The following is a 15,017-nucleotide window of genomic DNA, read 5'->3' as shown; positions in this document are numbered from 1 at the left end:
CCGCTGAGTTGTCAGAGTTTGCAAGGGACGCTTCGGCGTCCCTTCTTTCTTGCTCCCGCGCATCCTTTCACCCTCTTTAACGTCTGGTGTGCCCTGCACGTTCATGGGTGAAACCGCGGGGGTGCCCCAGGGTTCGGCGTCCGAGATACCGGTGGGAGGTAGAGTCCAGCGGCGTGCACCTCAAGGCCCTGACCCTCCGCGGGTTCAAGTCGTTCGCCTCGGCGACCACGCTCCGGTTCGAGCCGGGGATCACGTGTGTCGTAGGACCGAACGGCTCGGGCAAGTCCAATGTGGTGGACGCGCTCAGCTGGGTCATGGGTGAACAGGGCGCCAAGTCGCTGCGCGGCGGCAAGATGGAGGACGTCATCTTCGCCGGCACCACCGGCCGCCCGCCGCTCGGCCGCGCCGAGGTGTCCCTCACCATCGACAACTCCGACGGCGCGCTGCCCATCGAGTACGCCGAGGTCACCATCACGCGGATCATGTTCCGCAACGGCGGCAGCGAGTACCAGATCAACGGCGACACCTGCCGCCTGCTCGACATCCAGGAACTCCTCTCCGACTCCGGCATCGGCCGCGAGATGCACGTCATCGTCGGCCAGGGCCAGCTCGACTCCGTACTGCATGCCGACCCCATGGGCCGCCGCGCCTTCATCGAAGAGGCCGCGGGTGTGCTGAAACACCGCAAGCGCAAGGAGAAGGCCCTCCGGAAGCTGGACGCGATGCAGGCCAACCTCGCGCGCGTGCAGGACCTGACGGACGAGTTGCGCAGGCAGCTGAAGCCCCTGGGCCGCCAGGCGGCGGTGGCGCGCAGGGCCGCCGTCATCCAGGCCGACCTCCGCGACGCCCGTCTCCGCCTGCTCGCCGACGATCTCGTACGACTCCGAGAGGCGCTCAACGCCGAGGTCGCCGACGAGGCAGCACTGAAGGAACGTAAGGAAGCCGCCGAGCTGGAGCTGAAGAAGGCGCTCCAGCGGGAGGCGCTCCTGGAGGACGAGGTACGGCAGCTCACGCCGCGACTCCAGCGCGCCCAGCAGACCTGGTACGAACTCTCCCAGCTCGCCGAACGCGTCCGCGGCACGGTCTCGCTGGCCGACGCCCGTGTGAAGAGCGCCACGTCCGCGCCGCCCGACGAGCGCCGGGGCCGCGATCCCGAGGACATGGAGCGTGAGGCCAACCGGATCCGTGAGCAGGAGGCCGAGCTCGAAGCGGCCTTGGAGGCGGCCGAGCGGGCGCTGGACGACACGGTCGCGCACCGCGCCGACCTGGAGCGCGAGCTGGCCATGGAGGAACGGCGCCTGAAGGACGTCGCCCGCTCCATCGCCGACCGCCGCGAGAGCCTCGCGCGCCTGAACGGCCAGGTCAACGCGGCCCGTTCGCGTGCCGCATCCGCCCAGGCCGAGATCGACCGCCTCGCCGCCGCCCGCGACGAGGCCCAGGAACGCGCCGTCGCCGCCCAGGAGGAGTACGAGACCCTGAAGGCCGAGGTCGACGGCCTGGACGCGGACGACGCGGAACTCGGCGAGCAGCACGAAGCGGCCAAGACAGCACTGACCGAGGCGGACGTCGCCCTGACGGCGGCCCGTGAGGCGGCCACAGCAGCGGAACGCAAACGCGCCGCCACCCAGGCCCGCCACGAGGCGCTGGCGATGGGACTGCGACGCAAGGACGGAACCGGAGCGCTCCTGGGAGCGAAGGACCGGCTCACCGGCCTGCTGGGCCCGGCGGCCGAGTTGCTGACGGTGACCCCTGGTTACGAGGTCGCGCTGGCAGCGGCGTTCGGAGCGGCGGCGGACGCGATCGCGGTGACGTCACCATCCGCCGCGGCGGACGCGATCCGCCTCCTGCGCAAACAGGACGGCGGACGGGCGGCCCTGCTGCTCGCCGGTGACGCAGACGCGCCCCAAAGCGGCGCGGAGAACGGCGCGACCAGCCACAACGAACCCACGGACGCCCGACTACGGCACGCTGCCGAGCTGGTCCGCGGCCCGTCCGACCTCATGCCGGCCGTCCGACGGCTGCTCCACCGCATCGTCGTCGTCAGCACCCTCGAAGACGCCGAAGAGCTCGTCTACGCCCACCCCGACCTCACCGCCGTAACCGCCGAAGGCGACCTCTTGGGCGCCCACTTCGCGCACGGCGGATCCGCCGGAGCACCCAGCCTCCTCGAAGTGCAGGCCTCCGTGGACGAGGCCGCCGCCGAGCTGGAAGAGCTGGCCGTGCGGTGCGAGGAACTCACCGAGGCGCAGCACGCGGCGACCGAGCGGCGTAAGGAGTGCACCGCACTCGTCGAAGCCGTGGGGGAGCGGCGCAGGGCCGCCGACCGGGAGAAGTCGGCCGTGGCGCAGCAGCTCGGACGGCTCGCCGGTCAGGCGCGCGGCGCCGCCGGGGAGGCCGAGCGGTCCGCCGCGGCGGCGGCGCGGGCGCAGGAGGCGCTCGACAAGGCCGTAGAAGAAGCCGAGGAGCTGGCCGAACGGCTCGCCGTCGCCGAGGAGATGCCGGTCGAGGAGGAGCCAGACACCTCCGTACGGGATCGGCTCGCCGCCGACGGCGCCAACGCACGCCAGACCGAGATGGAGGCCCGCCTCCAGGTCCGTACGCACGAGGAGCGGGTCAAGGGGCTCGCCGGCCGCGCCGACTCCCTCGACCGCGCCGCCCGAGCGGAGCGCGACGCACGCGCGCGTGCCGAGCAGCGGCGGGCGCGGATGCGGCACGAGGCGGCCGTGGCGGAAGCCGTCGCCTCCGGTGCGCGGCAGCTGCTCGCGCACGTCGAGGTCTCCCTCACCCGTGCCGACGCGGAACGCACCGCTGCCGAGAGCGCCAAGGCGCGACGTGAGCAGGAGCTGACCGTCGCCCGTAACGCGGGGCGCGATCTCAAGTCCGAGCTGGACAAGCTGACCGACTCCGTCCACCGCGGCGAAGTGCTCGGCGCCGAGAAGCGGATGCGGATCGAGCAGCTGGAGACCAAGGCGCTGGAGGAGCTGGGTGTCGAGCCGGCCGGGCTCGTCGACGAGTTCGGCCCGCATCAGCTCGTCCCGCCCTCGCTTCCGGCGGAGGGGGAGCAGCTGCCGGAGGACCCCGAGCATCCCCGCAACCAGCCCAAGCCGTTCGTCCGGGCCGAGCAGGAGAAGCGGCTCAAGTCCGCCGAGCGGGCCTATCAGCAGCTCGGCAAGGTCAACCCGCTGGCGCTGGAGGAGTTCGCGGCGCTGGAGGAGCGGCACCAGTTCCTCAGCGAGCAGCTGGAGGACCTGAAGAAGACCCGCGCCGACCTGCTCCAGGTCGTCAAGGAGGTCGACGAGCGCGTCGAGCAGGTCTTCACCGAGGCGTTCCGGGACACGGCCCGTGAGTTCGAGGGCGTCTTCAGCCGGCTCTTCCCGGGCGGTGACGGGCGGCTGATCCTCACCGATCCCGACAACATGCTCACGACGGGCGTCGATGTCGAGGCGCGTCCCCCGGGCAAGAAGGTCAAGCGGCTCAGTCTGCTCTCCGGTGGCGAGCGCTCACTGACCGCCGTCGCGATGCTCGTGTCGATCTTCAAGGCCCGGCCCAGCCCGTTCTATGTGATGGACGAGGTCGAGGCCGCGCTCGACGACACCAACCTGCAGCGGCTGATCCGGATCATGCAGGAGCTGCAGGAGGCCTCGCAGCTGATCGTGATCACCCACCAGAAGCGGACGATGGAGGTCGCCGACGCGCTGTACGGCGTCTCCATGCAGGGCGACGGTGTGTCGAAGGTCATCTCTCAGCGGCTGCGCTAAATGCGTGCCGCCTACACCGGTTCTGACCAGCGATTTGGGGATCATCCCTTCAACTCTTGAACGCAAGCCCCTCACACCTGCGGTGCATTCTCTTAACAACGTCATATTGACTTCGAAACTTGAAGGCATAGCCTGAGCAACGTTGCTTTTACCTTCAGGTACCTTCTGGTGGACCTCGAAGGGCTGACCCCAACCGGCAGCGTTGCCGGTGGCCCGAGGAGTACACGTGACCAGCACAGCGCAGGCACCCAAGTCAGGAGCCGCCAAGGCTCATCCCGAACATCTCGGGCGCGTCGTCTTCATCGCCGCGGCGGCCGCGATGGGCGGCTTCCTCTTCGGCTACGACAGCTCCGTGATCAACGGCGCCGTCGAGGCCATTCGCGGCCGCTACGACATCGGCTCCGCGGCGCTGGCGCAGGTCATCGCCATCGCCCTGATCGGCTGTGCCATCGGCGCCGCCACCGCCGGCCGGATCGCCGACCGCATCGGCCGTATCCGGTGCATGCAGATCTCCGCCGTGCTGTTCACCGTCAGCGCCGTGGGTTCGGCGCTGCCCTTCGCCCTGTACGACCTCGCCTTCTGGCGCGTCGTCGGCGGCTTCGCCATCGGCATGGCCTCCGTGATCGGCCCCGCCTACATCGCCGAGGTCGCCCCGGCCGAGTACCGCGGACGGCTCGGCTCCTTCCAGCAGGCCGCCATCGTCATCGGCATCGCCGTCTCGCAGCTGGTCAACTGGGCTCTGCTCAACGCCGCCGACGGCGACCAGCGCGGCCAGATCCTGGGCCTGGAGGCCTGGCAGGTCATGCTCGGCGTCATGGTGATCCCGGCCGTCATCTACGGCCTGCTGTCCTTCGCCATCCCCGAGTCCCCGCGCTACCTGATCTCCGTCGGCAAGCACGAGCAGGCCCGCGAGATCCTCGCCGAGGTCGAGGGCAAGGACGTCGACTTCGACGCCCGGATCGCCGAGATCGAGCACGGCATGAACAGCGAGCACAAGTCGAGCTTCAAGGACCTGCTCGGCGGCTCCTTCTTCTTCAAGCCGATCGTCTGGATCGGTATCGGCCTGTCGGTCTTCCAGCAGTTCGTCGGCATCAACGTCGCGTTCTACTACTCCTCGACCCTGTGGCAGTCGGTCGGCGTCGACCCGACGGACTCGTTCTTCTACTCCTTCACGACGTCGATCATCAACATCGTCGGCACCGTGATCGCGATGCTCCTGGTGGACCGCATCGGCCGTAAGCCGCTGGCACTCATCGGCTCCGTCGGCATGGTGATCGGCCTCGCGCTGGAGGCCTGGGCGTTCTCCTTCCACCTCGTCGACGGCAAGCTGCCGGCCACGCAGGGCTGGATCGCCCTGATCGCCGCCCACATCTTCGTCCTCTTCTTCGCCCTGTCCTGGGGTGTGGTCGTCTGGGTCTTCCTCGGCGAGATGTTCCCGAACAAGATCCGCGCCGCCGCCCTGGGCGTGGCCGCCGCCGCACAGTGGATCGCCAACTGGGCCATCACCGCGAGCTTCCCGTCGCTGGCCGACTGGAACCTCTCCGTCACCTACGTGATCTACACGGCCTTCGCCGCGCTCTCCATCCCGTTCGTCCTCAAGTACGTGAAGGAGACGAAGGGCAAGGCACTGGAGGAGATGGGCTGAGCCTCGTAAGAGACGTACCGCCCCGGCTCAGCCTTCGAGGTCTTTGAGCCGGGGCAGTACGTTGTCGCAGAACAGCCGCAGGCTGCGCCACCCCTCCTCCACCGGCATCCCGCCCGACAGCGGATGCAGCACATAGTTGTCGAGCCCCTGCGCCACGCACTCGTCCGGCGTGAGGATCCGGTAGACGCCCTCGGCGCGCAGCTCGTCCACGGTCGTGGCCGCCGACTTCACCGCGGACCGTATACCGCCGGACTGCCAGGAGGCGTACGTCCGCGCCTCGTGCAGGAAGTGGCCGCCGTACTCGCTCCACGCCCGGTCCGGGTCCTCGGCGATGTGCAGCAGCGGCTGCTCGGTCGCGGGCATCATGGTCCAGCCCTCGGTGCCGTACTCGACGAGCCGTTCCTTGTAGTACGTCTCCAGCTCCGGCAGATGCGCGCTGGGGAAGAACGGCAGGCCGAGCCGGGCGGCCCGGCGGGCGGCGGCCTGCGAGGAGCCGCCGACCAGGAGGAGGGGGTGCGGCTCGGTGAACGGGCGCGGGGTGACCCGTACCGTACGGCCCCGGTACTCGAACTCCTCGCCGGTCCAGGCCTTGAGGAGGGTCTCGAGGAGTTCGTCCTGGAGCCGCCCCCGCCGCTTCCACTCCACGTCGAACAGGGCGTACTCCTCCGGCCGGTAGCCGATCCCGGCGACGGTCACCAGCCGTCCGCCGCTCAGCAGATCCAGTACGGCGATGTCCTCGGCCAGCCGCAGCGGGTCGTGCAGCGGCCCGATGATCGCCGAGACCGTGACCGCGATCTTCCGGGTGGCGCCGAAGACGGCTCCCGCGAAGGCGAAGGGCGACGGCAGCCAGTTGTTCGCGGCACCGTGGTGCTCTTCGGTCTGCACGGTGGTGATGCCGTGATCGTCGGCGTACGCGGCCATCTCCAGCGCCGCTCGGTAGCGGGCGCTGAGCGAGGCGGGGGTCGCGCCGGGCTCGACGAGGTTGAAACGTACGACCGTGACGGGCATGGGAAGTCCCCCTTCACCGGGTGGATGCGAAGGGGGACGGTAGCTGACGGGGCGTCAGACATCCAGGGGTGCGGGTTCCTCGGTCCGCGAGCAGCGGCAGGAGGGCGACTCCGCTTCTTGGGGGAAGCTACAAGCTGGGTCCCGCGGAGCCCGATGGCTGATACTGGACGCGTTATGGAAATCGTCATCCTTGTTGTAGTCATCGCCGTGGTCGTGCTCGCCGCGCTCGGTGGGCTCATCGTCGGCAGCCGGCGCAAGAAGCCGCTGCCTCCGCCGCCGCCCTCCGCGCCCGACATCACCGCCCCTCCGGCCGAGCCGCACGTCGGCGACGAGGCCGAAACGCCGCGCGAGGAACCGCGCCGCACGATAGAGGAGGTGGACCTTCCCGACGGCTCGGCCCCGGCCGCCGTCCAGGAACCGCCCGTCGTCGAAGAGCTTCCGCCGACCGAGATCGAGGTCCCGGAACCCACCGCGGGGCGTCTGGTGCGTCTGCGCGCCCGACTCTCCCGCTCCCAGAACGCCCTCGGCAAGGGGCTGCTCACGCTGCTGTCGCGCGAGCACCTCGACGAGGACACGTGGGAGGAGATCGAGGACATCCTGCTCACCGCCGACGTCGGTGTGCAGCCCACCCAGGAGCTGGTCGACGCGTTGCGTGAGCGCGTCAAGGTGCTCGGGACCCGGACGCCCGGGGAGCTGCGCGGCCTGCTGCGCGAGGAGCTGCTCAAGCTGGTCGGCACCGACATGGACCGCGTCGTGAAGACCGAGCCGGAGGACCGCAAGCCCGGCATCGTGATGGTCGTCGGCGTCAACGGCACCGGCAAGACCACCACCACCGGCAAGCTCGCCCGGGTGCTCGTCGCCGACGGCAACAGCGTCGTCCTGGGTGCCGCCGACACCTTCCGTGCCGCCGCCGCCGACCAGCTGCAGACCTGGGGTGAGCGGGTCGGCGCGTACACCGTGCGCGGGCCCGAGGGCGGCGACCCCGCCTCCGTCGCCTTCGACGCGGTCAAGGAGGGCAAGGAGATGGGCTCTGACGTCGTCCTCATCGACACCGCCGGGCGCCTGCACACCAAGACCGGCCTCATGGACGAGCTCGGCAAGGTCAAGCGCGTCGTGGAGAAGCACGCTCCGCTGGACGAGGTGCTGCTCGTGCTGGACGCCACCACCGGCCAGAACGGTCTGGTGCAGGCCCGCGTCTTCGCCGAGGTCGTCGACATCACCGGCATCGTCCTGACCAAGCTGGACGGTACGGCCAAGGGCGGCATCGTGATCGCCGTGCAGCGCGAGCTGGGCGTGCCGGTCAAGCTGGTCGGCCTCGGCGAGGGTGCGGATGATCTGGCGCCGTTCGAGCCGGAGGCGTTCGTTGACGCCCTTATCGGAGAGTGACCCCACCTACCGAAGTCGGTATGTGAAGAAGCGCCCGCCTCCCAAGGTGCAGTTGGGAGGCGGGCGCTTTGCTCTGAGGCCTACGCCCGGGACCTGTGCGCCACGTACGCCAGCGTCCCCAGCAGCAGCCGGGCCTCCGGCGGACGGGTCGCCGAGTCCAGCTCGGGGGAGCGCAGCCAGCGCACCGGGCCCAGGCCGGCCCGGTCGGACGGCGGGGCGGTGATGTACGTACCCGGGCCGAGGCCGTGCAGGTCGAGGGAGGTCGGGTCGTCCCAGCCCATGCGGTAGAGCAGCTCGGGGAGGTCGGTGGCGGCGCCGGGGGCGACGAAGAAGTGGGCGCGGCCCTCGGGGGTCGCCGTGACCGGGCCGACGGGCAGGCCCATGCGTTCCAGCCGGGCCAGGGCGTGGCGTCCGGCGGGCTCGGCGACCTCGATGACGTCGAACGTCCGGCCGACCGGCAGCATCGCCGAGGCGCCGGGGAACTCGCCCCAGGACTCGGTCACTTGGTCGAGGGTCGCGCCGGCGGGTAGCTCCGGCGCGAAGTCCAGCGGATGTGCGCCCGGCGCGCGGCAGTCGGAGTGGCCGCAGGAACAGGCGCCCGCCGCGGCCCGCGCGCCCGGCACCACGTCCCAGCCCCAGAGCCCGGTGAACTCGGCCACGGCGGTGCACTCCGATGTGCGGCCGCGGCGGCGCGAGCCGGACCGGATGTCGCGGATGCCCCGACTGCTGCCGATCGTGAAGCCCATGCCCCCTCCAACGGGTCCGACGCACCGGTGGTTACGAGACCGACCCGGAATGTGACTGACCGTGTCCTCGCCTCCGTGCCGAGCGGCGCCTTCGAGCGGCCCGGGTGGTGCGCCCGGCTGCGTGCGCCCCTGAGTGCACCGTTCCGCCCACTCCTGGCCGTCCTATGTCAAGTGAATCGCGTACCAGCCACCGTGAGTTCATTCGAAGGGGTGGCGAATGGTGGCGTTTCCGGGATCGCCATGGCTGGAGGCGTGATCGTAGGATTACTGTGAGTGCACGAGTCCTGGGGGCACGTGCACTCGTGGGTATGCCGGAGGCAACTCGGGTTTCCGTTCGAAGGGTGACAACTACCGGACGGGCGGCCCTATTTACCGGCATTCTGATAGGGCTTGGCGCACTCGGCGACAAGTGGTCTCAGGGATGGGGGCGTTCCAGTGGGCGGCAACGGCGGAAGCGGGACGAACGCTGACAAGCGCCCCAATGAGCTGCTCGGCTCGTGGTTCGTGCGCAGCGGCTGGTCCAAGGGCGAGCTCGCGCGGCAAGTGAACCGCAGGGCACGCCAGTTGGGGGCCAACCACATCTCCACGGACACCTCGCGGGTGCGTCGCTGGCTGGACGGCGAGAATCCGCGCGAGCCGATCCCCCGGATCCTGTCCGAGCTGTTCTCCGAGCGGTTCGGATGTGTCGTCTCCGTCGAGGACCTGGGACTGCGCGCCGCCCGCCAGTCACCGTCCGTGTCCGGAGTCGACCTCCCCTGGACGGGCCCGCAGACCGTGGCCCTGCTCAGCGAGTTCTCGCGCAGCGACCTGATGCTGGCGCGGCGCGGCTTCCTCGGAACCTCGCTGGCCCTCTCCGCGGGCCCGTCCCTCATCGAGCCGATGCAGCGCTGGCTGGTGCCGGCGCCGCAGGCCCCGCAGCCGGAGCCCGGGTCCGTCCCGTCCTCACGCGCGCGCGGCCGGCTGTCCAAGCCCGAGCTGGAGCTCCTCGAGTCCACCACCGTGATGTTCCGCCAGTGGGACGCCCAGTGCGGCGGCGGCCTGCGCCGCAAGGCCGTCGTCGGCCAGCTGCACGAGGTGACCGACCTCCTCCAGGAGCCCCAGCCCGAGTCCACCACCCGCACGCTGTTCAAGGTCGCCGCCGAGCTGGCCGAGCTGGCCGGCTGGATGTCGTACGACATCGGACTCCAGCCCACCGCGCAGAAGTACTTCGTCCTCGCCCTGCACGCCGCGAAGGAGGCGGGCGACAAGCCGCTCGGCTCGTACATCCTGTCCAGCATGAGCCGCCAGATGATCCACCTCGGGCGGCCCGATGACGCGCTGGAGCTGATCCACCTCGCGCAGTACGGCAGCCGGGACTGTGCGAGCCCCCGCACCCAGTCGATGCTGTATGCGATGGAGGCCCGGGCCTACGCCAATATGGGCCAGCCCGGCAAGTGCAAGCGGGCGGTGCGGATGGCCGAGGACACCTTCGGCGAGTCCGGCGAGTGGGACGAGCCCGACCCCGACTGGATCCGTTTCTTCTCCGAGGCCGAGCTGTACGGCGAGAACTCCCACTCCTTCCGCGACCTCGCCTATGTGGCGGGCCGCAGCCCCGCCTACGCGTCCCTCGCCGAGCCCCTGATGCAGCGGGCCGTCGACCTCTTCGCCAAGGACACCGAGCACCAGCGGTCGTATGCGCTGAACGCGATCGGGATGGCCACCGTGCATCTGCTGCGACGGGAGCCCGAGCAGGCCTCCGTCCTCGCCGTCGAGGCCATGCAGATCGCCAAGAAGGTCCGCTCCGAGCGGGTGAACACCCGTATCCGAAAGACGGTCGACACGGCCGTACGCGACTTCGGTGATCTCGCCGAGGTCGTGGACCTCACCGACCGGCTCGCGATCGAGCTGCCCGAGACCGCCGAAGCGGTCTGACACCTCAGAACCCCGGCCGCGGCCGGCCCTCCCGACTGCCCGACTCGGCTCCCCCATGCCAGGTCAATCGGAAGGCCGGCCGTGGCCGGACCCTGAAGGTTGCGCCACGATAACGATCGACCCGGCCACAATCCGGCAGTTCATCGACGCGTAACACACAGGGCGCCTTCGTCACGTCGGCGAAACAACGAGGGGCTTCCATCGAAACGGCGCTGCGCCAATCTCAGGGCGCATAAACCGGCCCACGCCTCAAATCCGCTCAAGGCTTCGCCCGCACGGGGCCGTACCAACGACGAGGAGACGCCGATGGCATCAGCCGCCATCACGCTAGCCGCAGACGCTCCCACGCTGTCTGCCGCAAACACCGGGTTCATGCTGATCTGTTCGGCGCTGGTGTTGCTCATGACCCCCGGTCTCGCCTTCTTCTACGGCGGCATGGTCCGGGTCAAGAGCACCCTGAACATGTTGATGATGAGCTTCATCAGCATCGGCATCGTCACCATGCTGTGGGTGTTGTACGGCTTCTCCATGGCCTTCGGGTCGGACAACGGCAGCATCATCGGATGGACCTCGGACTACGTCGGACTCAGCGGCATCGAGACCGCTGACCTGTGGTCCGGCTACACCATCCCGGTGCTCGCCTTCATGGTCTTCCAGCTGATGTTCGCGATCATCACGCCCGCCCTGATAAGCGGTGCTCTCGCGGACCGCGTGAAGTTCACCGCCTGGGCGCTGTTCGTCGCCCTGTGGGCCACGATCGTGTACTTCCCGGTCGCCCACTGGGTCTGGGGCACCGGCGGCTGGGCCTTCGAGCTCGGGGTGATCGACTTCGCCGGTGGTACGGCGGTCCACATCAACGCCGGTGCCGCCGCGCTCGGCGTGATCCTGGTCATCGGCAAGCGCGTCGGCTTCAAGAAGGACCCGATGCGCCCGCACAGCCTGCCGCTGGTCATGCTCGGCGCCGGTCTGCTGTGGTTCGGCTGGTTCGGCTTCAACGCCGGCTCGTGGCTCGGCAACGACGACGGCGTCGGCGCGCTGATGTTCGTCAACACGCAGGTCGCCACCGCCGCCGCCATGCTGGCCTGGCTCATCTACGAGAAGATCCGCCACGGCGCGTTCACCACGCTGGGCGCCGCCTCCGGCGCGGTCGCCGGTCTGGTCGCGATCACCCCCTCGGGTGGCGCGGTCTCCCCGATCGGCGCGATCGTCGTCGGTGTCGTCGCGGGTCTGCTGTGCGCCATGGCCGTCGGCCTGAAGTACAAGCTCGGTTACGACGACTCGCTCGACGTCGTCGGCGTCCACCTCGTCGGTGGTGTCGTCGGCTCCCTGCTCGTCGGCCTGCTGGCCAGCGGCAAGGGCCAGTCCGAGGTCGAGGGCCTCTTCTACGGCGGCGGACTGGAGCAGTTCTGGAAGCAGTGCGCCGGTGTCTTCGCGGTCCTCGCCTACTCGCTGATCGCATCCGCGATCCTCGCGTTCCTCATCGACAAGACGATCGGCATGCGGGTTCCCGAGGACGTGGAGGTCGCCGGTATCGACCAGGCCGAGCACGCCGAGACCGCATACGACTTCAGCGGCGCCGGCGGTGGTTACGACCGCGGTGCCGTCCCGGCCCCGCCCGCGTCTGAGTCCAAGAAGGTGGACGCATGAAGCTCATCACCGCCGTCGTCAAGCCTCACCGGCTCGACGAGATCAAGGAAGCCCTCCAGGCCTTCGGGGTCCACGGACTGACGGTCACCGAGGCGAGCGGCTACGGTCGTCAGCGGGGCCACACCGAGGTCTACCGGGGCGCCGAGTACACGGTCGACCTGGTCCCCAAGATCCGTATCGAGGTCCTCGCCGAGGACGACGACGCCGAGCAGCTGATCGACGTCATCGTCAAGGCGGCCCGTACCGGCAAGATCGGTGACGGAAAGGTCTGGTCCCTGCCGGTCGAGACGGCCGTACGGGTCCGGACCGGCGAGCGCGGGCCGGACGCGCTCTAAAAGAAGAGGAACAGGAGTCGCTGGGTGACGAGTACGGGTGTACGGGAAGAAGCAGAGGACTCGGGACCCAGCGGCTACGCGGCGGCCCGGCTGCGCCTCCTCCAGGAGGGGGCGCGGTCCGGGCCGCCGCGCCGTACGGCCCTCGCCGAACTGACCGACGACTGGCTGTCGGGGCTGTTCGGCGCGGGCGCCGACGGACTCAAGGGCGCCTCCCTGATCGCGGTCGGCGGCTACGGCCGCGGCGAGCTGTCCCCGCGCAGCGACCTCGATCTGCTCCTGCTGCACGACGGCACCGACTCGGACGCGGTCGCCGCGCTGGCCGACCGCATCTGGTACCCCGTGTGGGACCTGGGCCTGGCCCTCGACCACTCCGTGCGTACACCGGCCGAGGCCCGCAAGACCGCCGCCGAGGATTTGAAAGTCCAACTCGGTCTCCTGGACGCCCGGCACATCGCGGGCGACCTCGGCCTGACCGCGGGACTGCGCACGGCTGTCCTCGCCGACTGGCGCAACCAGGCGCCGAAACGTCTCCCCGAACTCCAGGAGCTGTGCGCCGAGCGCGCCGAGCGTCAAGGCGAGCTGCAGTACCTGCTGGAGCCCGACCTGAAGGAGGCCCGCGGCGGCCTCCGTGACGCCACCGCCCTGCGCGCCGTCGCCGCCTCCTGGCTGGCCGACGCCCCGCGCGAGGGCCTCGACGACGCCCGGCGCCGACTGCTCGACGTACGCGACGCCCTGCATCTGGCGACGGGCCGGGCCACCGACCGGCTGTCCCTCCAGGAGCAGGACCAGGTCGCCGCCGAACTGGGACTCCTCGACGCCGACACTCTCCTGCGGCAGGTGTACGAGGCGGCGCGCGTCGTGTCGTATGCGAGCGATGTCACCTGGCGCGAAGTAGGGCGCGTGCTGCGATCGCGCGCCGTGCGGCCGCGGCTGCGCGCCATGCTGGGCGGCGGGAAGCCGGTCGCCGAGCGGTCCCCGCTGGCCGAGGGCGTGGTGGAACAGGACGGCGAGGTGGTGCTCGCCCGCGCCGCGCGCCCCGAACGCGACCCCGTACTGCCCCTGCGCGCCGCTGCCGCCGCCGCGGAGGCCGGCCTGCCGCTCTCCCTGCACGCCGTACGGCGCATGGCGGCCACCACACGCCCCCTGCCCACGCCCTGGCCCGCCGAGGCACGCGAGCAGTTGGTCACCCTGCTGGGCTCCGGCCGCCCCACCATCGAGGTGTGGGAGGCGCTGGAGGCCGAGGGCCTGATCACCCGCATGCTCCCCGACTGGGAGCGGGTCCGCTGCCGCCCGCAGCGCAACGCCGTGCACATCTGGACCGTCGACCGGCATCTCATCGAGACCGCCGTCCGCGCCTCCGACTTCGCCCGCCGGGTCAGCCGCCCCGACCTGCTCCTGGTCTCCGCGCTGCTGCACGACATCGGCAAGGGCTGGCCCGGCGACCACTCGGTGGCCGGCGAGATCATCGCCCGTGACGTGGCGGCCCGGATCGGCTTCGACCGCGAGGACGTCGCCGTGCTCGCCACGCTCGTACGGCATCACCTGCTGCTCGTCGAGACGGCCACCCGGCGTGACCTGGAGGACCCGGCCACCGTGCGCGCGGTCGCCGAGGCGGTCGGCACGCAGGGCACGCTGGAGCTGCTGCACGCGCTGACCGAGGCGGACGCGCTGGCCACCGGCCCGGCCGCCTGGTCGTCCTGGCGCGGATCTCTCGTCGCCGACCTGGTGAAGCGGGTCTCGGCGGTGCTCGCCGGGGACGTGCCGGAGGAACCGGAGGCCGCCGCGCCCACCGCCGAGCAGGAGCGGCTCGCCATCGAGGCGGTCGCGACCGGCAGCCCCGTGCTGTCGCTGCGCGCGCAGACCGAGCCGCCGACGGAGGACCAGCCGACCGGCGAGCCCGAACCGCTCGGCGTCGAGCTCCTCATCGCCGTACCGGACCAGAAGGGCGTGCTGCCCGCCGTGGCCGGTGTCCTGGCGATGCACCGGCTGACCGTACGGACCGCGGAACTGCGGGCCCTGGACCTGCCGGACGGCGTCGAGGGGTCCGTCCTGCTCCTCGACTGGCGGGTCGCCGCCGAGTACGGCTCCCTGCCGCAGGCCGCCCGGCTGCGCGCCGATCTCGTACGGGCCCTGGACGGTTCCCTGGACATCGCGGGCCGCCTCGCCGAGCGCGACGCGGCCTATCCGCGGCGCCGGGGCGTCGTGGCACCGCCGCCCCGGGTGACGGTCGCAGCGGGGGCGGCATCGCGGCTGGCGACGGTCATCGAGGTGCGCGCCCACGACGCGCCTGGACTCCTGCACCGGATCGGACGCGCGCTGGAGGACGCGGGCGTACGGGTACGCAGCGCGCATGTGTCGACGCTGGGCGCGAACGCGGTGGACGCCTTCTACGTCACCGGCGCGAAGGGCGCACCGCTGCCGACCGAGGAAGCGGGAGCGGTGGCACGGAAGCTGGAGGAGACGCTGCGGGCGTGACCTCGCGGTCATGACATGGGTCGCCTCCGCTGCCGAATGCAGCGGGCGGGGACGAATGTCTTGCAAGGCCGGATACCCTGGAAGACGCTCAGACTGCTCCCGACCC

The 15,017-nt window shown here is 70.6% G+C and carries 9 protein-coding genes; 7 read left to right on the top strand and 2 right to left on the bottom strand.

What is annotated here, in order from left to right; all coding sequences use genetic code 11:
• Positions 1–173 precede the first annotated feature (173 nt).
• Together smc and OG828_RS15695 are read left to right on the top strand one after the other, a co-directional pair.
• Entirely contained in the window at positions 174–3,758 is a 3,585-nt protein-coding gene (gene smc, locus OG828_RS15700; RefSeq protein WP_328501496.1) for a chromosome segregation protein SMC, read from the top strand.
• A gap of 226 nt (positions 3,759–3,984) precedes the next feature.
• Entirely contained in the window at positions 3,985–5,403 is a 1,419-nt protein-coding gene (locus tag OG828_RS15695) for a sugar porter family MFS transporter (protein ID WP_328501495.1), read from the top strand.
• A gap of 27 nt (positions 5,404–5,430) precedes the next feature.
• Here OG828_RS15695 and OG828_RS15690 read toward each other — a convergent pair whose 3' ends face one another.
• Entirely contained in the window at positions 5,431–6,411 is a 981-nt protein-coding gene (locus OG828_RS15690; RefSeq protein WP_328501494.1) for an LLM class flavin-dependent oxidoreductase, read from the bottom strand.
• Between the two features lie 174 nt (positions 6,412–6,585).
• Here OG828_RS15690 and ftsY point away from each other — a divergent pair, with 174 nt between their 5' ends.
• The gene (gene ftsY / locus OG828_RS15685) at positions 6,586–7,797 is read left to right on the top strand and encodes a signal recognition particle-docking protein FtsY (protein ID WP_328501493.1); all 1,212 of its coding nucleotides are present in this window, start codon (positions 6,586–6,588) and stop codon (positions 7,795–7,797) included.
• An 80-nt stretch (positions 7,798–7,877) separates the two neighbouring features.
• Here ftsY and OG828_RS15680 read toward each other — a convergent pair whose 3' ends face one another.
• Positions 7,878–8,543, bottom strand: a complete 666-nt coding sequence (locus OG828_RS15680; protein ID WP_328501492.1) for a bifunctional DNA primase/polymerase — start codon at positions 8,541–8,543, stop codon at positions 7,878–7,880.
• Positions 8,544–8,978: 435 nt separating this feature from the next.
• Between OG828_RS15680 and nsdA the strand changes: the two genes are divergently transcribed.
• From nsdA to OG828_RS15660, 4 genes are all read left to right on the top strand, one after another.
• The gene (gene nsdA / locus OG828_RS15675) at positions 8,979–10,454 is read left to right on the top strand and encodes a transcriptional repressor NsdA (RefSeq protein ID WP_328356030.1); all 1,476 of its coding nucleotides are present in this window, start codon (positions 8,979–8,981) and stop codon (positions 10,452–10,454) included.
• A gap of 306 nt (positions 10,455–10,760) precedes the next feature.
• Positions 10,761–12,101 carry an ammonium transporter gene (locus tag OG828_RS15670; RefSeq protein ID WP_328501491.1) on the top strand — a complete coding sequence of 447 codons (1,341 nt, stop codon included), beginning with the start codon at positions 10,761–10,763 and terminating at the stop codon, positions 12,099–12,101.
• Positions 12,098–12,436, top strand: coding sequence for a P-II family nitrogen regulator (locus OG828_RS15665; RefSeq protein WP_003997576.1), 339 nt, complete (start codon positions 12,098–12,100; stop codon positions 12,434–12,436). Before OG828_RS15670 ends, OG828_RS15665 begins: the two co-directional genes overlap by 4 nt.
• Before the next feature lie 24 nt (positions 12,437–12,460).
• Positions 12,461–14,911 (top strand): [protein-PII] uridylyltransferase, encoded by a 2,451-nt coding sequence (locus tag OG828_RS15660; protein WP_328356024.1) that lies wholly within the window; start codon positions 12,461–12,463, stop codon positions 14,909–14,911.
• Positions 14,912–15,017 lie beyond the last annotated feature (106 nt).

Source organism: Streptomyces sp. NBC_00457, assembly GCF_036014015.1.
GTDB lineage: Bacteria > Actinomycetota > Actinomycetes > Streptomycetales > Streptomycetaceae > Streptomyces.
This window is presented reverse-complemented; position numbering and strand designations above follow the sequence as displayed.

Excerpts from the sequence above, each read along its gene's own strand:
- OG828_RS15690 (WP_328501494.1), bottom strand. The coding sequence starts at position 6,411 with ATGCCCGTCACGGTCGTACGTTTCAACCTCGTCGAGCCCGGCGCGACC.
- ftsY (WP_328501493.1), top strand. The coding sequence starts at position 6,586 with ATGGAAATCGTCATCCTTGTTGTAGTCATCGCCGTGGTCGTGCTCGCC.
- OG828_RS15680 (WP_328501492.1), bottom strand. The coding sequence starts at position 8,543 with ATGGGCTTCACGATCGGCAGCAGTCGGGGCATCCGCGACATCCGGTCC.
- OG828_RS15670 (WP_328501491.1), top strand. The coding sequence starts at position 10,761 with ATGGCATCAGCCGCCATCACGCTAGCCGCAGACGCTCCCACGCTGTCT.
- OG828_RS15665 (WP_003997576.1), top strand. The coding sequence starts at position 12,098 with ATGAAGCTCATCACCGCCGTCGTCAAGCCTCACCGGCTCGACGAGATC.